Source organism: Haloarchaeobius lipolyticus (assembly GCF_051208015.1).
Classification (GTDB): Archaea; Halobacteriota; Halobacteria; order Halobacteriales; family Natrialbaceae; genus Haloarchaeobius.
Genome location: NZ_JBPKGF010000002.1, coordinates 1 through 24,167 on the forward strand (window position 1 = coordinate 1; position 24,167 = coordinate 24,167).

Below are 24,167 nucleotides of genomic sequence, written 5' to 3' on the forward strand. Positions count from 1 at the left end.
GAATGTCCGTTAGGAGCGCACCCGCATCCGCTTCAGTCGTCACTGTTCGAGTGAAGGTTATGAAGAAGTCCAACGCCTCGCTCTGAGAGCGTTGCGTCGGAAAGGATTATGCGTGGGTGCGCTGGCCAGAAATCACAGATTTCTGGCTGCTTCCCAGAACGGCTTCGCCGTTCTGAGAATGTCCGTTAGGAGCGCACCCGCATCCGCTTCAGTCGTCACTGTTCGAGTGAAGGTTATGAAGAAGTCCAACGCCTCGCTCTGAGAGCGTTGCGTCGGAAAGGATTATGCGTGGGTGCTGTCCGTTAGGAGAGCACCCGCATCGTGTTTGTGGCGGAGTTGGTCGCCACGTTTGCGATGCGTGGGACCGGATTTGAACCGGCGGACCTCTACAGGACAGCGCCCTCAACGCTGCGCCGTTGGCCTGGCTTGGCTACCCACGCTCGCTGTGTCTTGCTGCACTCTCTCGTTTTGGGGGGATAAATAAAAGCGTGTCCTTTTCACCCGACAGTGGCGCCCCATCGCATGGGGCATCACAGCAAAGCGGGGTATTCAAATGTCGCGCCACGGTAGGAGGGCGTATGGCGAAGTACTCGACGGGTGGCTCGTCGGGTAGCAGTGACGGCGACACCTGCGAACTCTGCGGTTCGGCGAGCGACGACCTGCGCACGGCGTCCGTGGCCGGTGCGTCGCTCCAGGTGTGTCGCTCCTGTGCCCCACACGACGACACCTCGAAGAAGCGGTCGTCCGGTTCCTCCGGCGGAGGCGGGAGCGAGCAGGACGAGCGCGACCGGAAGCGGCGAGCCGTCCAGAACACGGTGAAGGCGAACGACGTCTGGAAGGGCGACTCGAAGCGCTGGGAAGAAGAGGGAACGAACTACGACGACGACCCGCTCCCGTACCTCGTGAAGGACTACGGGAAGAAGGTGACGGCGAAGCGCCAGGAGGAGGGCCTCCAGCGCGAGGAGCTCGCCGACGCCCTCGGCGTCGACGAAGCGGACATCATCGCCATCGAGCAGGGTCGCGCGACCCAGGCCGGCATCGGTGGCGGGCTCATCGCCGCGCTCGAAGACCGCCTCGACATCGAACTGTCCGAGTCGTAATCGCTGTCGGCTGCCTGCCCGCAGTGCTTTTGGTCGCGGGACGTGTCTTCCACTGCCGATGACGCAACTCGCCGCCAGAGAGCCCTATACGACACGTTTCTCGACGACCGTCACCGACGTCGACGGCCGTGACGTCCGGCTACAGACGAGTTACTTCTACGCCGAGAGCGGCGGTCAGCCCGCGGACCGCGGCACCATCGGCGACGTTCCCGTGGTCAACGTGCGGCTCGAGGACGGCGAACACGTCCACACGCTCGCCTCGGAGCCGACCTTCCGCCCGGACCGGGAGGTGCTCTGCGACGTCGACTGGACGTTCAGGACGTACTGCATGCGCGCACACACGGCCAGTCACGTCCTCTACGGCGCCGGTCGGAAGCTGCTCGACGGGCTCGGTTACGGCGGGTTCGACATCGGGGCGCCACCGACGGATTCGGACGACGAGGGCGACGACGCAGCCGCGGACGTGAAGGTCCGCGTCGACTTCGAGACGACGAGTGACGTCGACGATTCGACCCTGGTCGAACTCGAACGGCTGGTCAACCGGGTCGTCTGGGAGTCCCGCCCGGTGACGTGGGAGGAAGTGGCCCTCGAGACGGTCCGCGACGACGAGTTCGTCTCGTTCAACACGAAGACCGAGGAAGGCGTCTTCGACGGTGCGGACGAGGTCCGCATCGTGACGGTCGGTGAAGGCGAGGTCGTCCCCGGCCAGCCGTCGTCGGGCCCGTGGGACGTGGCCGCGTGTGGCGGAACGCACGTCAGAAACACCCGGGAGATCGGCCCCGTAACCGTCCTGAATCGGTCGAACCCCGGCGAGGGACTCACCCGGGTCGAGTTCGCGGTTGGCCCGACGAGCATCGACCGACGGGCCGCCGAGAAGGAGGCGCTCTTCGACGCCAGCCGATTGCTCGGAACCGGCCAGACGGCTATTCCAGACGCCGTCGGTCAGCTTCGAGGACAGGTTGCGGACCTGGAAGCCGAACTGGCAGCTGTCCGTGAGACGCTCGTCGACTCGCAGCTGGACTCGTTCGAGCGGGTCGAACGAGACGGTTCGTCGTGGCTCGTGGGCACCCTGGAGGAGGTCGGCCCGAACGACGTGCGAGAGCAGGTAGAAGCGACAGCGGGTGACAGGGCAGACGTCGTGGTCGCCGTCGGCGACGCCGGAGGGACGTTCGTCGTCGCGGCGGCCGCCGGCGAACGGGACGCTGCTGCGGTCGTCGATTCGGTAACCGCAGCACACGGCGGCGGTGGCGGCGGAAGCGAAGCCTTCGCGCAGGGCGGCGGCATCTCCGCACCACCGGCTGCCGTGGTCGCCGACCTTCGCGGGAGTGAGTAGCCACGCGAACCGTAACGTCGCGACACTGGGGTCGACGTCGGCGACAGGGCACGTCTCGTGACGGGCCGCAGGCAGCCGTCGCCGGCGGACGGCGATAGAGAATGTCGGCACCATCTGTAAAAGTCCAATCATTCCACACCCGGTGGGACAGTCGCGAGCCTGCGGACCACATCCCTGTGGACGTTAATTGAAAGTACTACCTCTGGGATAATTATTTACAGTCCCAGCTACCATCCCAACTCATGCGTGGTCCCACAGAACGCGCCGCCTTCGTCTGGGGTTCAGCCGCCCGGCGCGAAGTCCTCTCCGAACTGGCCGACGACCCGCGGTCCAGACAGACCGTGGTCGAGACAGCCGATGCGAGCGAGTCCGCCGTCTACGACGCCATCAACCGCCTCGAACGGCGGGATTACGTGTTCGAGCGGGACGACGGCCGATGGGCTGTGACGGGGACCGGGCAGCTGTTCACGGACCTGCTTCGCCACGTCGAAACCGTCGAATCCGTCGTCGAAACGGCACCGGACTACTGGGCCGCACACGACCTTTCGGTACTCCCGGAGAGCCCTCGCCGCGAGCTTCATTCCCTCCGCGGCTGCGAACCCATTCGCTCGCCGGAAGCGGACCCGTTCCGGGCGGCGCGGTACGTGCAGAACGCCATCCGGCGGGCCCAGGATGCGGCCATCGTCGCTCCGATGTACGACGACCGGTTCGCAGAAGCCCTCGTCGAGAGCGAAGACGACAGCCCACGGCTGCTCGTCACTCGGGAGCTCGTCGAGGAGACCGACGACGCGACCGCGACCCGTCACGACGTCGACGACGTACGAATCCGCATCTGCGATGCCGCGTACGCGATGGCCGTCACGGAGACCGGTGTCTACCTCTCGCTCCCTCGACTCGACGGGAGCTACGACCCGCGGACGCAGCTCGTCGCCGAGACGACCGCGGCCGTCGAATGGGGTCGGTCGATGTTCGATCAACTCTGGGCGGCCGCGACTCCCCTCTCCGAAGTCGCAATCGCCTGAATCAGGCAACTTTTTCCACCGCCCACCGTATGCGAGGGTATGCAACTCACCCCGGAGCAAGCGGCGGTCCGTGACGTCGTCAGGGAGTTCGCCGAGGAGGAGATCCGGCCCTACGCCGAGGAGTGCGACCAGACGCAGACGTTCCCCGAGGAGGTCTGGGACGGCCTCGCCGAACTCGACCTCACCGGACTCACCGTCCCCGAGGAGTACGGCGGCTACGATGCCGACCCGATGACGTACGCCATCGTCAACGAGGAACTGGCCTACGGGATGCTATCCGTGGCGACAGCGCTCTCCGTCCACGGACTGGCGACCTCCTGTCTCGCCGAGTTCGGCTCCGAGGAGCTGAAGGATGCCTGGCTCCCCGAGATGGCGACCGGCCGACCCATCGGTGCGTTCGCCCTCTCCGAGCCGCACGCCGGCTCGAACCCCGCCGAGATGACGACGGTCGCCGAACGGGACGGGGACGAGTACGTCATCAACGGCAAGAAGCAGTGGATCACGAACGGGAAGCGAAGCGACGTCGTCATCCTGTTCGCCAAGACCGACCGGGACGACGACGGCTCCATCACCCAGTTCTTCGTCCCGAAGGACGAGGTCGAGGGGCTCGAGGTCGGCAAGAAGGAGGACAAGCTCGGCCTTCGCGCATCGGATACGACGACCCTGATGTTCGACGACGTGCGCATCCCCGCCGAGTACCGCCTCACCGAGGAGGGGAAGGGGCTCTCTGCGGCCTTCCACATCCTCACCGGCGGCCGCATCGCCATCGGAGCGCAGTCGGTCGGGCTGGCCCAGTCCGCGTTCGACGCGGCGCTCGCCTACGCCCAGGAGCGTGAGCAGTTCGGCAAGCCCATCGGCGACATCCAGACCATCCGGCACAAGCTCGCCGACATGCAGACGAAGATAACAGCTTCCCGCCTGCTCACCCGTGAAGCTGCCCGGAAGAAGGCGGAAGGCGACCAGATGGAGACGGCGTTCGCCGCCTCCCAGGCGAAGTACTTCGCCAGCGAGGCCGCGATGGACGTGACCAACGAGGCCGTCCAGATACACGGCGGCTACGGCTACACCACAGACTTCCCGGTCGAGCGGATGTACCGCGACGCGAAGATACTCACCATCTACGAGGGAACCTCCGAGATACAGAAGAAGATCATCGCGCGGCACCTGCTCGACTGAGCGGGCGTACAGGACCTGCGACTCACGTCGCTATCCTGTGGCTCCGACTCGCTCAGTTCAGTCGTCGGCTTCGATCTTCTCGGCGTCGCCGACTTCGCCGTCGGAGCTGGCCGAGTCCGTCCCAGTCTCGGTCGGGTCGTCAGCTTTTGCTCCAGTCCCGCCGTCGACATCGGTCTCCGCCGGTTGCTCAGCGTCCTCGTCAGTCGCCGCGTTTCCCACCGGCTTCGCGGGGATTCCGGTGACGGTGACGCCCGGCGGCACGTCGTCGGTGACGACGGCCCCTGCGCCGACCCTGGCGTCGTCCCCGATGGTGATGTCCCCCAGCAGGGTCGCGTTCGCCCCGATGACGACGCGGTCTCCCACGGTCGGGTGACGCTTGACCGGATGAGGCGAGTTCCCGCCGAGGGTGACGCCGTGGTACATGTGTACGTCGTCGCCGACCGCTGCCGTCTCACCGATGACGACGCCCATCCCGTGGTCGATGACCACGCGACGGCCGAGCTGTGCGCCCGGGTGGATCTCGACACCCGTCATGAACCGGACGAACTGCGAGAAGGCTCGCGCCGGGAGCCGGTACCCTCGCTTCCAGAGGGCGTGGGCGATGCGGTGGCCCCACGTGGCGTGGAGGCCGGCGTAACAGGTGACGACCTCGAGCGCGTTGCGCGCGGCCGGGTCGCTATCGAGGACCGACTTCACGTCCTCGCGAAGGCGACGGAGCATCACCGTGACACCTCTGCCGTCGTGCGTTCGGAACCGCCACCGCAGCAACAGCACGACCGAGACAGCGTCTGGTCGAGAGCGTGCTCCTCGGATGTGACGGTATCCGTCATACTCTGTCATGCGCTTGCGACGATGAAAAACTACGCGGTTTCGAGGGTGACAGTCACCAGATGGGTATCTGGAACCGACACGCTCAACCCACCGAACGTCGTCTGTTCGCACGTGACAGGCGAGTACGACGGGGTCGTCTACGACCTCGACGGGACGCTGGTCCGACTCGACGTGGACTGGGCAGCCGTCAGGACCGACGTGAGCGCCGTATACGAGTCGTTCAGCCACGACCCCAGCGGGCGCGACCTCTGGGCGCTGTTCGAGGACGCACCGGACTTCGGCCTGACCGACGAGGTCGAAGCGACAATCGCACGGCACGAGCGCGAAGGCGCGAGGACGTCCGACCGGCTCCCACTCGCTGACGAAGTCGTGTCGGACGACCGGCCAATCGGCGTCTGTTCGCTCAACTGTGAGGCCGCGGCGCGCATCGCACTGGAGACCCACGACCTCCACGAGCACGTCTCGGTCGTCGTCGGACGCGACTCGGTCGAGCTGTACAAACCACATCCCCAGCCGCTGCTCGCGGCGATTCGGGAGCTCGGGCTGGAGCCGGCGGGAGTCCTCTTCGTGGGTGATTCCGAGCGCGATGCGGATACGGCAGAACGAGCGGGGACGGCGTTCGAGTGGGTGTGATTCCGGCCGAGTGGGTGTGATTCCGGCCAAGTGGGTGTGAGCTCGGCCGAGCGGACCTGCACTCGGCCGGCCAGCAGGGACGGTCACTCGCCGGCGTCGCCGGCGGTACGGTACTGCTTCTCGTAGACGAGTGCGCCGATAGCCGTGACGAAATAGATGACCGCACCGACCCGTAGTGCGAACTCCGCACGCGCACCCCACGTCACCAGGTCGAACGGAAGCGAGAGCAGCGTGACGATGGGGGCACCGACGAGGATGGTCACGACGAACGTCGTCTGCATAACCCACGCGTAGTCTGTCTCGTCCGGGTCGGTGGTCGTCTCGCCGACCTCGGCCGCGTGGGCTGGCGACCTGGCACCGGCCGCCGGTGCCCCGTCTTCATTCGCGTCGTCCGCTGCGTCTGTCACGTCGGTCTCTCCGAGGTCCACCGGCTAATGGTTGCTGATTCCTGTACGAACCCGCGACCGATTCGCTCCCGTTCCGGCACTCGTAAGACACCCCGCCAGCAACTATCGCCCATGCCAACCACGGTGCGCGCGGTCCAGTCGAAGACTGGCGAGGAACCGATAACCATGCTCACCGCCTACGACGCGGTGACGGCCGAACTCGTCGACGAGCAGGGAATCGACGTCATCCTCGTGGGCGACAGCCTCGGCAACACGGTCCTCGGGTACGACTCGACCATCCCGGTGACCGTCGACCAGACCGTCAGTCACACGGCGGCGGTGTCGCGCGCGGTCGACGACGCGCTCGTGGTCGCCGACATGCCGTTCCTGAGCTACGGTCACGACGACAGGGCGAGCATCGAGAACGCGGGCCGGATGATGAAGGAGGCGGGTGCGAACGCGGTCAAGATAGAGTCCGGACCGCACACGGTCGAGTTGACCGAACGGATGGTCCAGCTCGGCATCCCCGTGATGGCCCACCTCGGGCTGACTCCACAGCGGGTGAACCAGCTCGGCTACGCACGTCAGGGGACGACCGAGGAGGCGGCCGCGGACATGCTCGAACTCGCGCGCGAACACGAGGAGGCGGGTGCGTTCTCGCTCGTCCTCGAACACGTTCCGGCGAACGTCGCCCGGCTCATCACCGAGGAGCTGGACATCCCGACCATCGGCATCGGCGCGGGCCCGGACTGCGACGGGCAGGTGCTCGTCGTCGACGACGCGGTCGGGCTGTCGGACTGGACGCCCTCGTTCGTCCGGGAGTTCGGGAAGTTGCGAGAGCAGATGAGCGAGGCCATCGGCGCCTACCGAGACGCCGTCGAATCCGGTGAGTTCCCGGCCGAAGAACACAGTCACGTCGAGGAGGACCTCGACGGGCTGTACTGACCCGTCGACCGCCGCGGTCCGTCGCTATTCTCCCGTCTCGACCCGTCGACAGAACCGTGAGACCGCCTCGTTGAACGCCTCCGGCTGCTCCAGCATCGCGAGGTGGGCCGCGTTCTGGAGGACGGTGACGCTCGCGTCCTGGATGTGTTCTGCGAGGTACTCGTGATAGTGTGGCGGTGTGAGCCTGTCGTGTTCGCCAACGAGACAGAGGGCCGGACCCGTCAGTCCGTCGAGGTCGTCTCGTACGTCGAATTCGTGGCAGGTCAGGAAGTCGCGCTCGGTGACGGTCCGGCCGCAGTCACGCATCGCGGCCTTCGAGAGTTCGACGAAGCGTGGGTCGGCGTCGTGGAACAGTCGGTCCGGCCCGTGCAGGAACTCGACGGCGCGCTCGAAGTCGGACGCGAGCCAGTCACGCAGGTCGTCCAGGACGGCGAGTTTCGCACCCGTGCCAGCCAGGACGACTCCGGCTGGTTCGTACTCGTCGGCGCGCTCGAGCAAGATGTGCTGGACGACCGCACCGCCGAGCGAGTTGCCGACGAGGAACTCGGCACCGGTCTCGCGGGCGACCGCGATGACGTCGTCCGCGTACACGGAGAGCGTCTCGAAGCCAGCGTCCGCGTGAACGTCGTCGCTCTCGCCGTGCCCGCTCAGGTCGAGTGCGACGACCGGCCGTTCGTCGCTCATCCGCGCCTGCCCCTTCCAGACGCCGGCCCTCCCTCCGCTGCCGTGAACGAAGAGAACTGGTGCGTCGTCGCCTCCCCTGTCCGACACCTCGAACGCCGTCTCCCTGCCGTGGTGGCTCGTCGTCTCCATGCCCCTGTTTGGGTCGACCGGTCCATAAAGGCTAATACTGTGTGAACCGCAGTTCAACCTAACATACGTGAACCCGGAGCCGTCCGGTGGTTCCGCCAGCAGTAGATTTATATACTGAGAAGACTAACCTGTGGTTAGTAATAGCATGCACATTCAAGAATTCGTCTCGGGCGGTGAACAGTTCGTTCGCCACTACCAGTACGACGACTATCACGTCGTCGCAGCGGACCTGGGAAGTGCCCTTGGACAGGAGGCGACGCTCGACGTGGTCGGTGACACCGTCATCGTCATCCCCCACGACGACAGCGACCAGTTCGAGCTGGAAGTTCCGGGAATCTCGCAAGCGTTTATCAGAAACGGCATCCTCACTATCGAAGTGGAGGTCGACCAATGAAGCTTACCGTCAAACCCCTCAAGCAGAAGGATGCAGGCCGCGGTCTCGCAGCCATCGACCGGGCGTCGATGCGGGAACTCGAACTGGAGAACGGCGACCACATCCAGATCGCAGGAAAGGGCGACGGGAAGGCCGTCGCGCGCGTCTGGCCGGGCTACCCCGAGGATCAGGGCCAGCACGTCATCCGCATCGACGGCCGTCTGCGACAGCAAGCAAACGTCGGTATCGACGACCGCGTCGAGGTGGAGAAGGCCGACGTGAAGCAGGCACAGAGCGTCACGGTCGCCCTGCCGCAGAACCTCCGCATCCGGGGGAACATCGGCCCGCTCGTCCGAGACAAGCTCTCCGGGCAAGCAGTCACCAGCGGACAGACCGTCCCGTTCTCTCTTTCGTTCGGGCCGATGGCGGGTAGTGGACAGTCCGTCCCGCTGAAGGTCGCCGCGACCAAGCCGTCGGGAACGGTCATCATCACCGACTCGACGGATATCCAGATATCGGAGAAGCCGGCCGAACAGATCGCCGGACCGAGCGGTGCGAGCCGGGAGGGCGTCCCGAGTGTCACCTACGAGGACATCGGCGGGCTCGACAAGGAGCTCGACCAGGTCCGCGAGATGATAGAGCTGCCGATGCGCCACCCGGAGCTGTTCAAACAGCTCGGCATCGAGCCCCCAAAGGGCGTGCTCCTCCACGGTCCGCCGGGCACCGGGAAGACGCTCATCGCGAAGGCCGTCGCCAACGAGATAGACGCGCACTTCCTCACCATCTCGGGCCCCGAGATCATGTCGAAGTACTACGGCGAGTCCGAGGAGAAGCTCCGCGAGGTGTTCGAAGAAGCCGAGGAGAACCAGCCCGCCATCGTCTTCATCGACGAGATAGACTCCATCGCCTCCCGACGTGGCGAAGCGTCCGGTGACGTGGAACGCCGCGTCGTCGCCCAGCTCCTCTCGCTGATGGACGGCCTCGAAGAGCGCGGTCAGGTCACGGTCATCGCGGCGACCAACCGGGTCGACGCACTCGACCCCGCGCTCCGTCGCGGTGGTCGTTTCGACCGCGAGATAGAGATCGGCGTGCCCGACAAGGAGGGCCGGCTCGAGATCATGCAGGTCCACACGCGTAACATGCCGCTGTCGGACAGCGTCGACCTCGAACAGTACTCGGAGAACACCCACGGCTTCGTCGGCGCCGACATCGAATCGCTCGCCAAAGAGGCCGCGATGAACGCACTCCGGCGCATCCGTCCCGAGCTCGACCTCGAGCAGGACGAGATCGACGCCGAGGTGCTCGAGTCGCTGAAGGTGACCGAATCCGACTTCAAGGAGGCGATGAAGTCGGTCAAGCCGTCGGCGATGCGAGAGGTCTTCGTCGAGGTTCCGGACGTCACCTGGAACGACGTCGGTGGTCTCGAGAACACCAAAGAACGGCTCCGCGAGACCATCCAGTGGCCGCTCGACTTCCCCGAAGTATTCAAGGCGATGGACCTGGAGGCCGCACGAGGCGTCCTCATGTACGGTCCGCCGGGCACCGGGAAGACGCTGCTCGCGAAGGCCGTCGCCAACGAGGCCAACAGCAACTTCATCTCCATCAAAGGGCCGGAGCTGTTGAACAAGTTCGTCGGCGAGTCGGAGAAGGGCGTCCGCGAGGTGTTCGACAAGGCGCGGTCGAACGCCCCGACGGTCATCTTCTTCGACGAGATAGACTCCATCGCTACCGAACGCGGCCGTCACTCCGGTGACTCCGGCGTCGGCGAACGGGTCGTCTCGCAGCTGCTGACCGAGCTCGACGGCCTCGAGGACCTGGAGGACGTCGTCGTCATCGCGACGACTAACCGCCCCGACCTCATCGATTCGGCGCTCCTCCGCCCCGGTCGCCTCGACCGGCACGTCCACGTTCCCGTCCCCGACGAGGCCGCCCGCAAGAAGATCTTCGAGGTCCACACCCGCGACAAACCGCTGGCCGACGACGTCGACCTCCAGTGGCTCGCTCAGCAGACCGAAGGCTACGTCGGTGCCGACGTTCAGGCGGTCTGCCGCGAAGCCTCGCTCGCCGCGACCCGCGAGTTCATCAACTCGGTCAAGCCCGAGGAGATGGAGGACTCCGTCGGCAACGTGCGCATCACGAAAGCGCACTTCGAGCACGCACTCGGCGAGGTCGTCGCGAGCGTGACCGAGGAGACCAAGTCGCGGTACGACGAGATAGAGAAACGCTTCGGCCGCGAGGCGCCCGAACTGGACGACCGCGACATGGGTCGCACGTTCCAGTAGGCGCGAGGCCGTCTTCGACGGCGATTCTCACGTCGTCGTTCCTCGGCCTCTACGGCCGTTCTCCACCCTTCTACGCAGATATCGCTCGACGCAGATACCGGTAGGCCGGGAAGGTCCACTCTTCGACCCGTTCGGCGACACCCGTCTGGCTCGCGTAGACGAGCACCGGGACGTCGGCCTCCTTCGCCAGTCGCATCACCCGGTCGGGCGTGCTCCCGAAGACCCAGCGTTTGAGCCGGCGGGTCCGTGACGCGCCGACGAGCAAGACGGCGTCTTGTTCGTCCGCCAGGACCACGAGCGAGGTCGCCACGTCCGACGAGGAGACGGCGTGGTGTTCGACCGTCGCGTCCTCGTCGAAGGCGGCCAGGGTGTCCTCGACGTCCTCGTCGGTCCCGTCCTCGGTCGGGGAGACCGAGACGACGTGGACCTCGGAACCGGAGCGCTCCAGCCCGGCCGCCGTGTCGAGCATCGCCTCGTGGTGCGGGCCGCCGCCGGAGCCGACCATGACGGTCTCGAAGTTCGGCTCCGCGACGTCGCCGTTCATGAACAGCGTGTCGCACGGGGCGTCGTACTCGACCGTCTCCGCGATGTGCGGGTTCGCCTCGGGGTAACCCATCACGATGCGGTCCACGTCGCCCTCGCGAGCGGTGGTGACGATGTCGTAGCCGAGGTCGCGCGAGACGTGGCCCTCGACCGAGTACGAGACGTCGAGGTCCGCCTCGTCGACGAACTCCCGGAGTCGTTCAGTCCGCTCGGTCGCCACGTCGTCGACCGCGTCGGTCGGCGTCTGTTCGGGGACCTTGGTCGTGGTGAGGAAGCGAACGTGCGGGTCGTCGTCCGCCAGCCTCCCGAGTCGCGCCGCGACGCGGCCGAACCGTGGGGCACGGTGCATGCGGGCGAGCGGGACCAGGATGGTGTAGCGCTCCCCGTCGTCGGGCGCTTCGGCGGGACCGGTCCCCGACGCCGGCTCGACCTCGTCGACCAGGTCGTCGACCTCCTCTTCTCCGCCCCAGGCGAGGAACAGCGCGACTGCGGCGACCTCGACGATGACGCCCGCGACGAGCCCGAGCGCGGCGGGCATCACGGCGACCGTCGTCCCCGCGAGCTCGAAGGCGAACTGCGCACCCTCGGGCGTCGAGCCGAACTGGAGCCCCTTGACCGCGAGGAAGCCGATGAGGGCGACGTTCGCCACCGCCCCAACGAGGGGAAGAACCGTCCCGTACGGAATCTCGAACGGGCGGTCGACGTCCGGCTCCCGACGGCGGGAGTAGACCAGTGCGACGTTGACCACGGCGAGCGGGGCGAGCAGATTGAGCGTCGCGAAGTTGGTCAGTCCGGCGAGACCGATGTGGACTATTCCGCCCTCACCGAGGACGAACGTGAAGAGTCCGACGAGGGCGACGATGGTCCCGGTCACTGCCGCCACCGAGTACAACGGCGTCTCGTACTCGGGGTGGACCTGCGCGAGCTTCCGCGGGCCCTGTCCGCGTCGGCCCATCAGGTAGCTGATGCCGCTCCCGGCGAGGATGCTCGCGTTCGAGGCGCTGACCATCGAGAAGACTGCACCAGCGACGATGACCCACTGACCGATGGGGCCGAGGAACGCCTTGGCGATGGTTCCCATCGCGGTCTCACCCTGCGTGAGCGCGCTCTCTGCGGCCTGCGGCGTGTTGACCAGCGCGACGATGACGAGCGCGTAGAGGACCGTCACCGTGACCATGCTCGCCGCGATGGCCTTGGGCACGTTCTTCCTCGGCTCGATTATCTCGCCGGCGCTCGCCGCGATGGCGGAGAACCCGAAGAACGTGATGAACGCGGTCCCAGCAGTCGAGACGATGCTGACCGGTTTCGCCTTGAAGCTCGTGGCGAACTCACCGAAGGCGGGGATGATCCCCGCGAACTGCATCGCCCCGCCGACGAAGACGAGCAGCACGACGACCTTCAGTGCGGTCACGACGACCTGGAAGGTCCCGCTCTCTTCGGTCCCACCCGCGTTCAGCGCACCGAGTGCGAGGGCAGTGAATATGCCCGCGGCACCGACGGGGAGAACATCACCGGGGACGACGAACTTCCGGACCCAGTGGTCCATCGTGGCGAGGTAGAAGGCGGTCGTCCCGGTGTAGCCGAGGAACAACGAGACACCGACGGCGAAGGTGAGCCTGTCGTCGTCGAACGTCTGTGAGGTGAACAGGTAGCCACCACCGTTCTCGGCGTATATCGAGGCGAACTCGGAGTACGATGCAGCCGTGATGCCCGCGACGAGTGCGGCGAGAACGAACGCGACGACGGCGCTGGAACCGACGTCGTGGACCGCCTGGCCGGACAGCGAGAAGATACCGGCGGCGATCATCGTCCCGAGACCCATCGCGAACGCGACCCAGAAGCCAAGCGACCGCGTGCGCTCTACCATACGGGCATTTCTCGCCCGATGCGTGAGTACTCAGGGACGAAGTGGATTGGCTGGAGAACCGAGAACGTCACCCGGAACCGCAATAGGTGGACGCCGCTACCCGGTCAGTCCAGGTCCGCCAGAATCTCCTCCGCGTGTTCCTCCGGGTCCACGCCCTCGTAGACGAGTTCTACCGTGCCGTCTTCGCCGACGACGTACGTGTTCCGGAAGACGCCGTCGAACGTGTTCCCGAACATCTTCTTCTCGCCGTAGGAGTCGTACAGCGTCGAGACCTCGCCGTCCTCGTCGGACAGCAGCGTGACGGTGAGGTCGTGGTCGTCCTCGAACGACTTCAGGTCGGAGACGGGGTCGTCGCTGATACCGAGGACGGCGATGTCGCGTTCCTCGTAGGCGGCCCAGTTGTCGCGGAACGAGCACGCCTCCATCGTACAACCCTTCGTGTTCGCGCGGGGGTAGAAGAACAGGACGACACGCTGGCCCTCGAAGTCCGAGAGCGAGACGAGCTCGCCGTTCTGGTCGGGCAGTTCGAAGTCGGGTGCGTCAGCGCCGATGTCGAGCATACGTGGCGCAACACCGCCGCACTAGAAACAGGTTTCGCTTCCCGGGATTCCCGCGTCGCTCCGACTCACTCAAGCTTCTCGGCCGCCTCGCGCTCGACGAGCGGGTCTGCGTTCGCCGTCGGGAGCGTCACCACGTCGTCGGCCGTGAGCCGGTACTCTCGCTGGTCGACGCCGAAAATCTCGCCGACGTCCTGCGTCAGGCGGACCGTGGTCCGTTCGACGTCGGGCTGTGTCGTCCCCTGCGCAGCCGACGGTTCACCGGCCGTTCCGGGGTCGCTGCCCGCCGTGGGGCCCTCGTCCGGTGTCGGGTCGGCCGCCGCCGAGTCTGCCGCCGCCGAGTCGTCCGGCGAGCCACCCATCACGTCAGCGGCCGAGACGCCGTCGTCGGCCGGCTGGGAAGCCACCGACTGGCCACCGCTCGCGGGCGGTTCGTCGTCCGCGATGGCGCGGGCTTCGGCGGCCGAGATGTCGGGGTCACCGCGGGGGTCTGCCGCCGTCTCCTCGTGGGTGTTAGCCGCCGTCTCCTCGTGGGCGTCGGCCGTCGATACGCCGTCGCTCGCACCCGGGCCCTGGTCGACCGCCGGGTCCGGATCGAACTCCGGCGGTGCCTCGGTCCGGGCGTCCGCACGGGTCGGCTCGTCGTCACCGTCCGCGGCCGAGTCGTCGCCACTCCCTTCGACCGCGGGCGTGGTCGTCGCCTCGCCCGCGACCACGTCGAGCATGTGTGCCTTGTTCTCCTCGATGCGGCCGACCAGGTCCTCGTACAGCTCTCGTTCCTCGGCGGTGAGCCCCTGGACCTGGTCGGGGTTGGCCATGTCCGCGGCGGCGAGGCTGGCCTGCTTGACGAGTTTCCCGAGACGGCGCTCGTACAGGGACTCAGCCGTGTTCTTCGCGGTCTCTATCTCGTCGGTGATTCGCTGAACGTCCGGCGAGGCGAACGGGTCGTCGGCCTCCGCCGCGAGCTCCTCCCGCTCGTCCTTCCGGGTCTCGACGTACTCCGCGACCTCCTGGTAGAACGAGTCGCGAAGCTGCTGGAGACCACCCTTCTGCCGTTCCGTGTCGAGCGCCGAGCGAAGTTCGCCGAGATTCATGCGTGGTTCATTCTTTCTCCTTCTGTGCCTGCCCGCGGGCCATCAGGAAGATGCCCACGTACTCTGGTACTGTCTGTGTTCCCTCCGATACTGTAAATCTACCGCCACCTAACTCGACCGTCACCGGCTCGTCGACGGTAACCTGTATCTCGCTGCCGACGAATGTCCGCGGAACGGCGTCGTGAAGCGGGTCGAACTCGGCGATGTCATCGCGTTCGATGCGCGTGACCGCGAGGCCGCTGCCGCCGTGGATGCTGCCGGGCAGGCGGATGAGCCGGTTGATGTCGGTCGTCACCGGCTCGTCGATGGGGGCAGTCTCCTCGCGGATGGTCTTCTCGGCGAGCGAACGTGCGAGCGTCAGGAACGCCGGGTGCACGTCGACGTTTCCGGCGTGTATCTGCGCTGCGTTCGTCCGCGCTGCGTTGAGGATGCCTTCCGCGCGGCCCTGGCCGATACCATCGAGTTCCTGCAACCGCTCGAGAGCCTCGTCGTCGTCGAGTTCGAGCAAGTCATCGACGTACGCCGAGATCCGCGCCGCGACCCGGGCGCTCCACCCGCCGCTCGTGTCGAGCGTCCGTTTGTCCGTCGGGTTGTTCAGGCCGATGCCGGCGACCGATTCGTGCTGTAAGAGCGTATCGAAGTCGACATCGTTCGCGAGGACGTAGTCGACGATCTCGCGTCGGTGGTGCCGGTCCAGCTCCTTGACGCCCCCGTCCCGGACGTGGACGTGGTAGCCCCGCCCGCCGGAGAACACGATGGTCAGTTCCTCGAAGCCGAAATCGTCCTCCAGGAAGTCGAGCAGCCGGAACAGCGCCTGTTTGCACTCCGCCAGCATGTCCGCATAGCTGGTCTCCGCCGGGTCGACGCCGGGTAGGTGGTCGGCGTCGAGGTCGAACACGAGGTCGGACGAGCGCCATCCCTTCTTCGACATCGACCCCGCGCCGGGGTCGTCGTACCGTCCCGCCGAGAAGTAGACATGCTGGGGAGCGTTGTCCGCGAGGAAGGTCTCGAGGTCGCCGATGTCGAGCCACGAGTTGTGGCGGACCATCGTCGTCCCACCCGAGTCCCAGGGGATGTACCCCCACTCGCGCTCGTGGGGCTCCGGCGGCGGCGTCACCGTCGTCTTGCGATAGTGGTCGCCGAAACGACCGCGGAGGTAGCGTCGGGTGCGCGCGTCCATGGCTCTCAATTTCTTTGAGAAGGTGCGATAAGAACCTAGCGGAGTCGATGGACGAACCGGCCCCGATGGCCGTCACCGACGAACGAACTCGGAGAGGCGCGCGGTGAGACTCACGTCGTCTCCCAGTTTGAGGTAGTACGCGTCGCCGCCGTCCTCGTAGTAGTTGTCGATGCGACGCTTGATGTCGAAGCCGAGATGTTCGTAGAAACGAAGGGCGTTTTCGTTGGTCGTACGGGCGTGGCAGGTGACTGTCCGATGCTCCTCGGCGACTCGTGCGACGAGTCGCTTTCCGAGTGCCTCGCCACGATGCTCGGGTGCGACCGCGAGGAATAGGATGTAGCCGTCGCGGCGAACCGCGGCGAAGGCGATGACCGTCGGGTCGGGACCGTCTTCGACGTAGAGGTGGACCTTCGAGCGGCGATAGGCGTCCGCGAAGAAGCCTCGTCGCTGTTTCAGCACGCCCTCTCGCTGGCGGATGCGCTCTTTCAGCGCCCACGCACCCTCGACGAACTCGTCGCTTCCCGGACCGACGACGCGTGTATCGACGTTGACGCTCACTACTTTTGAAGTCGTGGTCACACAGATATAATTCCACCGGCAGACCCCTCGACGAACCGGCCGATTTGGCCGTGGGTTTTCGTGAGAACCGCTCCTGTACTGAGACACGATGCTCGCGGACGACGTCGAACTCGAACGGACGAGACGCGCCGGCCGGACGCTGGTCGACGTGGTGAGAGACGCGTTCGTCGCGGGCCTCGCCGTCGTCGTTCCCATCATCGTGACGATCGCGGTGCTCAACATCCTCGCTGGCTACGTCTTCGGCGCCCTGTCGGGCGTCGTCACGTTCATCCAGCAACACGGCCTCGTCGTGAAGGAGGCGGAACCCCTCCTCCAGATGACCCCCGCTGAACGCGACCTGGCGCTTCAGATATTCACGGTCCTGTTGTTGCTCGTGGTCATCCCAGCCCTCGGCTTCCTCACCAAGTTCCGCTACGGGGAGCGTGCCATCCAGTACGTCCACGACATCATCGGGACGATTCCGGGCGTCGGCTCCGTCTACGAAAGCTTTCGGGAGATGTCCGAGGTCATCGTCGAGAGCGACGAACGGAACTTCCGGGAGGTGAAACTCGTCGAGTTCCCCCACGAGGGAGCCTACACCCTCGGGTTCCTCACGACGACGACGCCACCCGAACTCCAGGAGGCGGCGGGACGGGACGACATGGTGACCCTGTTCCTCCCGCTCGCGCCGAACCCGGTCATGGGGGGCCACCTCGTCCATATCTCCGAGAACCGGGTCATGGACGTGGACATGACCGTCGAGGAGGGCCTCCGCGCGGTCGTCACGACCGGTGTCGCGTCCGGAAGCGCCGACGCGACGATGGGGCGCTCTCAGGAGCCGCTAACGGCGCAGGTCGGCCAGAAGGCGAGTTTCGAACAGGCCGACCATCGGTTGGATCTCGACGTCGCCGCCGACCCGGAGGAGAACCGACAGACCGACGACGAGTGACGACCCAGTTGTGGTATGCACTTCGAACTTCGTGACCACACCGCCGACGTCGCCGTCGCCGCCGACGGAGCGACCCTCGGCGAGGCCTTCGCCGCGACAGCCGACGGGCTCACGGCCGCGATGTGCGAGGACTGGCCCGAATCCGGCGAGCGGTTCTCCATCTCACTCTCTGCCGAGAACGTCGAGGCCCTGCTCTTCGACTACCTCGACCAGCTCATCTACGAACGGGACGTCAGGCTCGTCCTTCCGGTCGACAACGACGCGACGGTCACCGAGACCGGCGGAACGTGGCACCTCGAGGCGACCGCCCGAGGTGTCCCGCTCGACGAGGTCACTGCCCGCGACGTCAAGGCCGTCACGTACTCCGAGATGGTCGTCGAGGAGACCGCCGACGGCTGGCGGGCGTACGTCGTCCTCGACGTGTGAGCGAGTACCGACGCCGCCCCCGCGACCTGACGGCGCAACGAAATCCTTTCCGACCAGCCGCTCGCATACTCACGTATGGACACCTACGAGGCCGGCGACGTCACGCTCCACAAGGTCCGTGACTACGTCTGGGAGATCCCACAGGAGGGCGATATGCGCGTTCCGGCGCGCGTGCTCGCCAGCGAGTCGCTCCTCGACGAGATCAGCGAGGACAAGACGCTCGAACAGCTGAAGAACTCGACGCAGCTCCCCGGTATCACGAAGTATGCCATCTGCATGCCGGACGGCCACCAGGGCTACGGCTTCCCCGTCGGCGGCGTCGGCGCGATGGACGCCGAGAACGGCTGTATCTCGCCCGGAGCGATCGGCTACGACATCAACTGCGGCGTCAGGATGATGACGACGAACCTCACCTACGACGACCTGCAGGGTCGCGAGGAGGAGCTCGTCGACGCCCTGTTCGCGAATATCCCGTCTGGCCTCGGCGGGGGCGGCGTGGTAAAGGGCACCATCCAGGACGTCGAGCGAATCCTCGAGAACGGCGTCGAGTGGGCGCTCGCCGAGGACTGGGCCGTCCCCGAGGACCTCGAACACTGCGAGGACGAGGGCAAGCGACCCGACGCCGACCCCTCGAAGATATCCCAGAAGGCCAAAGACCGCGGGAAGAACCAGATCGGCTCGCTCGGCTCGGGCAACCACTTCCTGGAGGTCCAGCGCGTTACCGACATCTTCCGCGACGACGTGGCCGAGGAGTTCGGGCTAGAGGAGGACCAGATAGTCGTCCTCATCCACTGCGGTTCGCGCGGGCTGGGCCACCAGACCTGCAACGACTACCTTCGCAAGATAGAGAAGACGCACTCCGGGCTGCTCAAGCAGCTCCCGGACAAAGAGCTCGCGGCCGCACCTGCCGGCTCGCAGCTCGCCGAGGACTACTACGGCGCGATGTGCGCCGCCATCAACTTCGCCTGGGTCAACCGCCAGCTCATCATGCACCGGACCCGGCAGGTGTTCGAGAAGGTGTTCGACCGCGACTGGGAGGAGATGGAGATGGACCTCCTGTACGACGTGGCGCACAACATCGGGAAGAAGGAGGTACACGACGTCGACGGCGAAGAGCGCGAACTGTACGTCCACCGCAAGGGCGCGACCCGGGCCTTCCCCGCCGGCCGTCCCGAACTCCCGCCGGCCTACTACGACGTCGGGCAGCCCATCATCATCCCCGGCAGCATGGGCGCCGGAAGCTACGTCCTCCGCGGCGGCGAGAACTCGCTGCAGGAAACGTTCGGTTCGACCGCCCACGGGGCGGGCCGGCTGATGAGCCGCACCCAGGCGAAGCAGGACTTCTGGGGCGGCGATGTCCAGACCGAGCTCCGCGAACAGCAGCACATCTACGTCAAGGCACAGTCCGGCGCGACCATCGCCGAGGAGGCTCCCGGCGTCTACAAGGACGTCGACGAGGTCGTCCGCGTCAGCGACGAACTCGGTATCGGCGACAAGGTGGCGCGGACGTTCCCGGTCTGCAACATCAAAGGCTGAGACGGCCCGACTACCGGCGAGGGTTCAAGTACGAAGCCGCGGCCAGACGGTGCGTGGTCTGACGACCGACGCATCCTGGCCGAGGCGGTTGTGCGGCACGCCAGATGCGACGACTCCCGTGCGGGTGCCGCCTGTTCGCCATCCAGTGGTCCGGAGCCGCGGCGCTACTTCAGCCGGTACGGATTGTCGCCGTCGTCGCCGTCTTCGTCGTTCTTCGGGAACTGCTTGCGGGCACTGAGCGTCACGCTCGCCTCCGGCGTGTCGTCGTCCTCCCACGGGCTCTCGTACACCGAGAGCTCCGTCTCGGTCACGTCCCAGCCCTGCTCTTCGAGAAGGCGCACCAGTTCGCGCTGGTGGTCGAGGATCTCGTCGTCCATCGACTCTCACGACGCGACCGGCGGGTAAAAATCCGTGGCCGATTCTGGTAGCCGTGCGCCAGTTCGAGCACGCCGCTCAGGCGTTGAAGTCGAACCGCGGTCGGTCGATGTCCGGCATCCGGTGGACCACCTCTTCGCCACCTTCGAACTTCACGAAGTTGAGGTAGAACGTCTCGCCACAGCCCTCGCGTTCGGGGTCCGCGTCGCCGATACAGACGAACTCGACGCCGTCCGCCGCCTCGTAGTCGCCCGTGGTCGACTCGTACTCCCAGCCGTCGAGTGGCTCCCTCGTGACACACTTGTCCGCGAGGTAGGCGTCGCGTTCGAGACTCGTCAGTGCCTCGCAGTAGGGGCAGTAGTAGGTGACGGCGACCATGCCGAGACTTGCCGCCGGAGCGACTTAGCCTCGCGGCTGGCGGTAGCGTCACCGGACTCGCTCGCACTACCGCGAATCCCCATCGCGTAGTGGAAAGGACTTTGACGGCGACGACAGACCTGTAGCACATGATAGACGAGACCGTCGAAGAGATAGAGGAGATGCAGACGCACTCCTCGTCGGTCGTCGCCGTCAAGGCGACACGGTCGCTTCGCGAGCTGCTCGACCGCGAGTACGTCACCGTCGAGGAGTTCGTCCGGACGCTCGACCGAAACGCGAAGGCGCTCCAGCGCGCGAACCCCTCCCACGCCTCGCTCCACAACGCGATGCGCGAGGTCGTCGAGCTCGTGGAGAACGAGGACGCGGGGTCGGTCGACGAGGCGCTCGAAGCGCTCAGGACCGCCATCGAACAGGTCGCCGACGACGTCGAACACGGCAAGCGCCGAGCCGCGGAGAACGCCGCGGACTACTTCGAGGACGGCGCGACGATTCTCACGCACGACTACTCTTCGACCGTGCTGGAGGCGGTCGAACTCGCCACGAAGGAGGGTATCTACCTCGATATCTTCGTCACCGAGGCGCGCCCGCGCTATCTCGGTCGGAAGACCGCCCGGACGCTCGCGGAGAACGACCGCGTCGAGACGCACCTGCTGACCGACAGCGCGTCCGGCTACTACCTGCACGAGTGCGACGCGGTCGTGCTCGGTATGGACTGCATCGTCGGCGACAGCCTCTACAACCGCGTCGGGACGTTCCCCATCGCGGCGACGGCTGCCGCCTGTGACGTCCCCGTCACGGTCATCGGTTCAAGTGCGAAGATAATAGAGGACGGCTTCGTCTTCCAGAACGAGTTCCGCTCCTCCAGCGAAGTGATGCGGGAACCGGCAGAAGGATTCGACGTCCGGAATCCTGCCTACGACGAGACGCCCGTCGAGTTGCTCGACGGCGTCATCACCGACGACGGTCGCAAAGAGTTCTGAACACGGGCTGTTCTCGACCGGGAACCGGCGACTACCGGTCCGGTGCTGGCGGCTCGTCGCGCCCGACCGTTATCTCGTGTGCTTCGACGTCCTCGTACGAGGCGACCTGTCCACCGACGGTGACCTCGCCGTCGTCGGTCTCGAGGGTCATACCGGCGATCTCCTCGGTCAGTTCGAAGGAGATGTCCGCGATCTTGCCCTGGACGAGCCGCGGCGTTCCGGTTTCGACGTCCCTGCCCTCGATGGTCGCGTAGAACTCGCCGCCAGCCTCGATGAGGTCCTTGACGGCGCGGCGGATGGACGCGTACCGGCGGGGGAACGGCCGGTCGTCGCCGTTACTGTGGATCTCCTCGGCCGTCGTCCAGAGGACGGTCCCGAAGAAGCCGGAGACGAGGAAGCCGAGCGCGGAGCGATTGAAGATGACGCCGTAGCGGTCCTGGTCGTCGCGCAGGGCGTCCTGCGTCGCGTAGATGGAGTACGAGCCGTCGGCGACGGCCATGACCGGGCTGGTGATGCCGCGGCGGGCGCGGACCGTGGTCGCGACGCGGGCGTAGTCGAACTCGTCCGGGTCCGGTGCGCCGGACTCCGGCGTGATGAGGAGTTCGATGCTGATGCCCTCGTGGTGCCGACTCGCGAGCAGGTCCTCGAATCGTTCGAGCAGGTCCGGCGTGAGCGACAGCGCCAGTTCGTACTCGGCGGCGTCGATGACCTCCTCGAGGTAGCGGAGGATGGTCGAGCGCGACTTGACCAGCGAGACGGCTTCGGTGTCGCGCGCGGGTGCCGTGTAGCGCGCACCCAGTTCGTCGACCATCTCCGTGAGCGAGGACTGGACGTCGGAGAACGCGTCCTCGGGGTCGACGGCGATGATCTTCATCGGCCGCGACTCACGGAGTTCGACCAGTCCACGGTCGGAGAGGCTGCGGACCGTGTCGTAGACGCGCGGTTGGGGAATCTCCGTGCGGTCCGCGATCTCACTCGCGGTGAGCTGACCGTGCTCCAGCACCGTGAGATAGGCGTCTATCTCGTACTCGCCGAGACTGAAGCGGTCGCCCACTCGTTCGATGGTCGCGTGGAGGTCGTCGGATGGCATATCTACACCACAGGTCCGCCCACCTAAATGATTTACTGAAATCCGAGTAGCACGCTCTTTCAGAATTCGGTCCTATGTGGATTGGTGCCACTTCACTCAGAAGTGGCCCCTGAGACGGTATTGTGCATACGCCTTCCCAACCCTTATCTCGGCAGCGAGTGACCGCTGAGACATGTCCGCCGGCGTGGAGTTCGAACAACAGGCGAACGGGACGGCGACTCGAGCGAGCGCCGGCACCGGCGGAGGTGGCGGGACGTCGACACAGCCTGGTCGGATTACCGATGGACAGAGCGGGCTCGAGGGGCTCAGTCGGCAGATAGCCGAGCTCATCGGCCAGTATCTGCCGCCGTGGATTCCGATCTCGGACATCGTCAACGTCCTCCTCGCCCTGGTCGTCCTGACGCTCGGCTGGTACGCCTCGAAGCTGTTCATCCGCGTGTTCGGCAGGACCATCGCCCAGCAGCTGCAGCGGCCGAGCATCACCCGGACGGTCCTCCGGATGATACGGCTCTGTATCCTCGCCATCGCGGCGGCGCTCGCGTCGACCCTCCTCGGTCTCGGCGTTGGCGACATCCTGCTCTCCGTGACCGTGTTCTCTGCGGTCCTCGGTATCGTTCTCGCACCCATCGTCGGGAGCATCATCAACGGCGTGTTCGTACTGGCCGACCAACCGTACGAGATCGGTGACATGATCGAACTCGCCGACCGCGGGACGCGCGGCTTCGTCGAGGACATCACCATCCGGTACACGAAGATATTCACGTTAGACAACACCTTCCTCGTCATCCCGAACTCCTCCATCAGGAACCGCGACGTCATCAACTACTCAGCGGAGGACGAACGGACCCGACTGTCGCTCCCGCTCGTGGTCACCTACGAGGGCGACCTCGACGAGGCGCGGGAGATCATGCAGGATGCCGCGAAGGAGGTCGAAGAGGTCATCCCTGGCGGCCCTGACATCCGCATCGGCTCTGCCCGATACCCGGCGGCACCGACGGCCTACATCGACACCTACGCCGACCACGGCGTCAAGCTAACGCTACGGTACTGGGCGAAGCAGCCGTACAAGCTGCTAACGGTCCGCTCGAAGGTTCAAGAGCAGGTGTGGACCCGACTCGACGAGGCGGACGTCGCCATCGCCTATCCACACTCGCACATCATCTTCGACGAGACGAGTGGCCAGATGCCCGTGTCGATGCGGCAGACGGACACGGGTAGCGGGGCAGAGAACTGGGCGGGTGGTCGAGGAACCCGTGACCACGATTCTACCGGTGCCGACCGGAGGTGACCGGGTGGGAACGTGTCGGATGAGTCCGGCTACGAGGCCCTGACGGTTACGACCTCGCAGTCGAGGTGCTCTCTGAGGTACTGGTCGATGTTGGGGTCGTCGACGAGCTTCTGAAGCATCCGACGCCACTTGCCGGACTGTTTGTTACCGATGACGACGACGTCGGCACCTTCCGCGGCGACCTCGTCCAACAACGTCTCTTCGACGAGGAACCCGCTCCGGACGACGTACCGGGTGTTCTCGAGCGGGCCGAACGCCTCCTCGACGCCGTCTTTGAGTTCGAGCCGGTCGATGTGACGCGAGTTCTGGTAGAGGTTGACGTGGAGGACCGTCAGCGCCGCCGCTCGCTCGCGTGCGATGTCGATGGCGGCTTCGAGCGTTCGTCGGGAGTGTTTCGAGAGCGGATATCGGACGGGGACAACGACGCGCTCCATCGTCGGAAGGGAGTCGGC

24 protein-coding genes, 1 tRNA gene and 1 pseudogene are annotated in these 24,167 nt (G+C 66.0%); 13 read left to right on the top strand and 13 right to left on the bottom strand.

The window, feature by feature from the left end; translation table 11 throughout:
- Nucleotides 1-355: 355 nt before the first annotated feature.
- Nucleotides 356-440, bottom strand: a tRNA-Leu gene (locus tag ACSC1Y_RS03050).
- A 138-nt stretch (nucleotides 441-578) separates the two neighbouring features.
- Here ACSC1Y_RS03050 and ACSC1Y_RS03055 point away from each other — a divergent pair.
- From ACSC1Y_RS03055 to ACSC1Y_RS03070, 4 genes are all read left to right on the top strand, one after another.
- The gene (locus ACSC1Y_RS03055; protein WP_435333184.1) at nucleotides 579-1,100 is read left to right on the top strand and encodes a helix-turn-helix domain-containing protein; all 522 of its coding nucleotides are present in this window, start codon (nucleotides 579-581) and stop codon (nucleotides 1,098-1,100) included.
- Nucleotides 1,101-1,158: 58 nt separating this feature from the next.
- A complete protein-coding gene (locus tag ACSC1Y_RS03060) occupies nucleotides 1,159-2,433 on the top strand; it encodes an alanyl-tRNA editing protein (RefSeq protein ID WP_435333185.1) in 1,275 nt (424 codons plus the stop codon).
- Between the two features lie 242 nt (nucleotides 2,434-2,675).
- Nucleotides 2,676-3,455, top strand: a complete 780-nt coding sequence (locus ACSC1Y_RS03065; protein ID WP_435333187.1) for a helix-turn-helix transcriptional regulator — start codon at nucleotides 2,676-2,678, stop codon at nucleotides 3,453-3,455.
- Between the two features lie 39 nt (nucleotides 3,456-3,494).
- Nucleotides 3,495-4,631 (top strand): acyl-CoA dehydrogenase family protein, encoded by a 1,137-nt coding sequence (locus ACSC1Y_RS03070; RefSeq protein ID WP_435333188.1) that lies wholly within the window; start codon nucleotides 3,495-3,497, stop codon nucleotides 4,629-4,631.
- A gap of 216 nt (nucleotides 4,632-4,847) precedes the next feature.
- Here ACSC1Y_RS03070 and cysE read toward each other — a convergent pair.
- Nucleotides 4,848-5,351, bottom strand: a pseudogene (gene cysE / locus ACSC1Y_RS03075) (serine O-acetyltransferase); the annotation flags it as partial.
- A 222-nt stretch (nucleotides 5,352-5,573) separates the two neighbouring features.
- Here cysE and ACSC1Y_RS03080 point away from each other — a divergent pair.
- Nucleotides 5,574-6,095, top strand: coding sequence for an HAD family hydrolase (locus ACSC1Y_RS03080; RefSeq protein WP_435333189.1), 522 nt, complete (start codon nucleotides 5,574-5,576; stop codon nucleotides 6,093-6,095).
- 83 nt (nucleotides 6,096-6,178) lie between these two features.
- Here ACSC1Y_RS03080 and ACSC1Y_RS03085 read toward each other — a convergent pair whose 3' ends face one another.
- On the bottom strand, nucleotides 6,179-6,502 hold the full coding sequence (locus tag ACSC1Y_RS03085; RefSeq protein WP_435333190.1) for a DUF5822 domain-containing protein: 324 nt from the start codon (nucleotides 6,500-6,502) through the stop codon (nucleotides 6,179-6,181).
- Nucleotides 6,503-6,613: 111 nt separating this feature from the next.
- On the opposite strand from ACSC1Y_RS03085, the gene panB reads away from it, so the two are divergent.
- Nucleotides 6,614-7,426 carry a 3-methyl-2-oxobutanoate hydroxymethyltransferase gene (gene panB, locus ACSC1Y_RS03090; RefSeq protein WP_435333191.1) on the top strand — a complete coding sequence of 271 codons (813 nt, stop codon included), beginning with the start codon at nucleotides 6,614-6,616 and terminating at the stop codon, nucleotides 7,424-7,426.
- Between the two features lie 24 nt (nucleotides 7,427-7,450).
- Here panB and ACSC1Y_RS03095 read toward each other — a convergent pair whose 3' ends face one another.
- Nucleotides 7,451-8,239, bottom strand: a complete 789-nt coding sequence (locus ACSC1Y_RS03095; RefSeq protein WP_435333192.1) for an alpha/beta fold hydrolase — start codon at nucleotides 8,237-8,239, stop codon at nucleotides 7,451-7,453.
- Nucleotides 8,240-8,384: 145 nt separating this feature from the next.
- On the opposite strand from ACSC1Y_RS03095, the gene ACSC1Y_RS03100 reads away from it, so the two are divergent.
- Entirely contained in the window at nucleotides 8,385-8,633 is a 249-nt protein-coding gene (locus ACSC1Y_RS03100; protein ID WP_435333194.1) for a DUF7127 family protein, read from the top strand.
- The gene (locus ACSC1Y_RS03105; RefSeq protein ID WP_435333196.1) at nucleotides 8,630-10,894 is read left to right on the top strand and encodes a CDC48 family AAA ATPase; all 2,265 of its coding nucleotides are present in this window, start codon (nucleotides 8,630-8,632) and stop codon (nucleotides 10,892-10,894) included. The genes ACSC1Y_RS03100 and ACSC1Y_RS03105 overlap by 4 nt, the downstream gene beginning before the upstream one ends.
- Before the next feature lie 70 nt (nucleotides 10,895-10,964).
- Here ACSC1Y_RS03105 and ACSC1Y_RS03110 read toward each other — a convergent pair whose 3' ends face one another.
- The 5 genes from ACSC1Y_RS03110 to ACSC1Y_RS03130 form a co-directional block, all read right to left on the bottom strand.
- Nucleotides 10,965-13,304, bottom strand: a complete 2,340-nt coding sequence (locus ACSC1Y_RS03110) for an amino acid permease (RefSeq protein ID WP_435333198.1) — start codon at nucleotides 13,302-13,304, stop codon at nucleotides 10,965-10,967.
- A 104-nt stretch (nucleotides 13,305-13,408) separates the two neighbouring features.
- A complete protein-coding gene (gene bcp / locus ACSC1Y_RS03115; RefSeq protein WP_435333200.1) occupies nucleotides 13,409-13,864 on the bottom strand; it encodes a thioredoxin-dependent thiol peroxidase in 456 nt (151 codons plus the stop codon).
- A gap of 65 nt (nucleotides 13,865-13,929) precedes the next feature.
- Nucleotides 13,930-14,955, bottom strand: coding sequence for a DNA replication complex subunit Gins51 (locus ACSC1Y_RS03120; protein WP_435333202.1), 1,026 nt, complete (start codon nucleotides 14,953-14,955; stop codon nucleotides 13,930-13,932).
- A gap of 7 nt (nucleotides 14,956-14,962) precedes the next feature.
- Nucleotides 14,963-16,135 (bottom strand): DNA primase small subunit PriS, encoded by a 1,173-nt coding sequence (gene priS / locus ACSC1Y_RS03125; RefSeq protein ID WP_435333204.1) that lies wholly within the window; start codon nucleotides 16,133-16,135, stop codon nucleotides 14,963-14,965.
- Between the two features lie 72 nt (nucleotides 16,136-16,207).
- Complete coding sequence (locus ACSC1Y_RS03130; protein ID WP_435333206.1) at nucleotides 16,208-16,693, bottom strand: GNAT family N-acetyltransferase; 486 nt, start codon at nucleotides 16,691-16,693, stop codon at nucleotides 16,208-16,210.
- A 109-nt stretch (nucleotides 16,694-16,802) separates the two neighbouring features.
- Between ACSC1Y_RS03130 and ACSC1Y_RS03135 the strand changes: the two genes are divergently transcribed.
- The 3 genes from ACSC1Y_RS03135 (at nucleotide 16,803) to ACSC1Y_RS03145 (ending at nucleotide 19,604) form a co-directional block, all read left to right on the top strand.
- Nucleotides 16,803-17,642, top strand: coding sequence for a DUF502 domain-containing protein (locus tag ACSC1Y_RS03135; protein WP_435333207.1), 840 nt, complete (start codon nucleotides 16,803-16,805; stop codon nucleotides 17,640-17,642).
- A gap of 15 nt (nucleotides 17,643-17,657) precedes the next feature.
- Nucleotides 17,658-18,068, top strand: a complete 411-nt coding sequence (locus ACSC1Y_RS03140; RefSeq protein ID WP_435333208.1) for an archease — start codon at nucleotides 17,658-17,660, stop codon at nucleotides 18,066-18,068.
- A 75-nt stretch (nucleotides 18,069-18,143) separates the two neighbouring features.
- Entirely contained in the window at nucleotides 18,144-19,604 is a 1,461-nt protein-coding gene (locus tag ACSC1Y_RS03145) for an RtcB family protein (RefSeq protein ID WP_435333209.1), read from the top strand.
- Between the two features lie 164 nt (nucleotides 19,605-19,768).
- Here the strand turns inward: ACSC1Y_RS03145 and ACSC1Y_RS03150 are convergent, their stop codons facing one another.
- Entirely contained in the window at nucleotides 19,769-19,981 is a 213-nt protein-coding gene (locus ACSC1Y_RS03150) for a hypothetical protein (protein WP_435333210.1), read from the bottom strand.
- A 76-nt stretch (nucleotides 19,982-20,057) separates the two neighbouring features.
- A complete protein-coding gene (locus tag ACSC1Y_RS03155) occupies nucleotides 20,058-20,357 on the bottom strand; it encodes a DUF7969 family protein (protein WP_435333211.1) in 300 nt (99 codons plus the stop codon).
- Nucleotides 20,358-20,485: 128 nt separating this feature from the next.
- Between ACSC1Y_RS03155 and ACSC1Y_RS03160 the strand changes: the two genes are divergently transcribed.
- Nucleotides 20,486-21,337 carry an eIF2B alpha/beta/delta subunit family protein gene (locus ACSC1Y_RS03160; protein ID WP_435333212.1) on the top strand — a complete coding sequence of 284 codons (852 nt, stop codon included), beginning with the start codon at nucleotides 20,486-20,488 and terminating at the stop codon, nucleotides 21,335-21,337.
- A 31-nt stretch (nucleotides 21,338-21,368) separates the two neighbouring features.
- Here ACSC1Y_RS03160 and trmB read toward each other — a convergent pair whose 3' ends face one another.
- Nucleotides 21,369-22,427, bottom strand: coding sequence for an HTH-type sugar sensing transcriptional regulator TrmB (trmB, locus tag ACSC1Y_RS03165; RefSeq protein WP_435333213.1), 1,059 nt, complete (start codon nucleotides 22,425-22,427; stop codon nucleotides 21,369-21,371).
- 172 nt (nucleotides 22,428-22,599) lie between these two features.
- On the opposite strand from trmB, the gene ACSC1Y_RS03170 reads away from it, so the two are divergent.
- Entirely contained in the window at nucleotides 22,600-23,715 is a 1,116-nt protein-coding gene (locus ACSC1Y_RS03170; RefSeq protein WP_435333215.1) for a mechanosensitive ion channel family protein, read from the top strand.
- Nucleotides 23,716-23,744: 29 nt separating this feature from the next.
- Here the strand turns inward: ACSC1Y_RS03170 and ACSC1Y_RS03175 are convergent, their stop codons facing one another.
- Nucleotides 23,745-24,149 carry a universal stress protein gene (locus ACSC1Y_RS03175; protein WP_435333216.1) on the bottom strand — a complete coding sequence of 135 codons (405 nt, stop codon included), beginning with the start codon at nucleotides 24,147-24,149 and terminating at the stop codon, nucleotides 23,745-23,747.
- Between the last annotated feature and the right edge of the window lie 18 nt (nucleotides 24,150-24,167).

Coding starts and splice junctions, on each gene's coding strand:
- ACSC1Y_RS03135 (WP_435333207.1), top strand. CDS start 16,803: ATGCTCGCGGACGACGTCGAACTCGAACGGACGAGACGCGCCGGCCGG.
- ACSC1Y_RS03095 (WP_435333192.1), bottom strand. CDS start 8,239: ATGGAGACGACGAGCCACCACGGCAGGGAGACGGCGTTCGAGGTGTCG.
- ACSC1Y_RS03140 (WP_435333208.1), top strand. CDS start 17,658: ATGCACTTCGAACTTCGTGACCACACCGCCGACGTCGCCGTCGCCGCC.
- ACSC1Y_RS03155 (WP_435333211.1), bottom strand. CDS start 20,357: ATGGTCGCCGTCACCTACTACTGCCCCTACTGCGAGGCACTGACGAGT.
- ACSC1Y_RS03175 (WP_435333216.1), bottom strand. CDS start 24,149: ATGGAGCGCGTCGTTGTCCCCGTCCGATATCCGCTCTCGAAACACTCC.
- trmB (WP_435333213.1), bottom strand. CDS start 22,427: ATGCCATCCGACGACCTCCACGCGACCATCGAACGAGTGGGCGACCGC.
- bcp (WP_435333200.1), bottom strand. CDS start 13,864: ATGCTCGACATCGGCGCTGACGCACCCGACTTCGAACTGCCCGACCAG.
- ACSC1Y_RS03120 (WP_435333202.1), bottom strand. CDS start 14,955: ATGAATCTCGGCGAACTTCGCTCGGCGCTCGACACGGAACGGCAGAAG.
- ACSC1Y_RS03060 (WP_435333185.1), top strand. CDS start 1,159: ATGACGCAACTCGCCGCCAGAGAGCCCTATACGACACGTTTCTCGACG.
- ACSC1Y_RS03105 (WP_435333196.1), top strand. CDS start 8,630: ATGAAGCTTACCGTCAAACCCCTCAAGCAGAAGGATGCAGGCCGCGGT.
- ACSC1Y_RS03170 (WP_435333215.1), top strand. CDS start 22,600: ATGTCCGCCGGCGTGGAGTTCGAACAACAGGCGAACGGGACGGCGACT.
- ACSC1Y_RS03110 (WP_435333198.1), bottom strand. CDS start 13,304: ATGGTAGAGCGCACGCGGTCGCTTGGCTTCTGGGTCGCGTTCGCGATG.
- ACSC1Y_RS03055 (WP_435333184.1), top strand. CDS start 579: ATGGCGAAGTACTCGACGGGTGGCTCGTCGGGTAGCAGTGACGGCGAC.
- ACSC1Y_RS03065 (WP_435333187.1), top strand. CDS start 2,676: ATGCGTGGTCCCACAGAACGCGCCGCCTTCGTCTGGGGTTCAGCCGCC.
- ACSC1Y_RS03150 (WP_435333210.1), bottom strand. CDS start 19,981: ATGGACGACGAGATCCTCGACCACCAGCGCGAACTGGTGCGCCTTCTC.
- panB (WP_435333191.1), top strand. CDS start 6,614: ATGCCAACCACGGTGCGCGCGGTCCAGTCGAAGACTGGCGAGGAACCG.
- ACSC1Y_RS03145 (WP_435333209.1), top strand. CDS start 18,144: ATGGACACCTACGAGGCCGGCGACGTCACGCTCCACAAGGTCCGTGAC.
- ACSC1Y_RS03070 (WP_435333188.1), top strand. CDS start 3,495: ATGCAACTCACCCCGGAGCAAGCGGCGGTCCGTGACGTCGTCAGGGAG.
- ACSC1Y_RS03160 (WP_435333212.1), top strand. CDS start 20,486: ATGATAGACGAGACCGTCGAAGAGATAGAGGAGATGCAGACGCACTCC.
- priS (WP_435333204.1), bottom strand. CDS start 16,135: ATGGACGCGCGCACCCGACGCTACCTCCGCGGTCGTTTCGGCGACCAC.
- ACSC1Y_RS03100 (WP_435333194.1), top strand. CDS start 8,385: ATGCACATTCAAGAATTCGTCTCGGGCGGTGAACAGTTCGTTCGCCAC.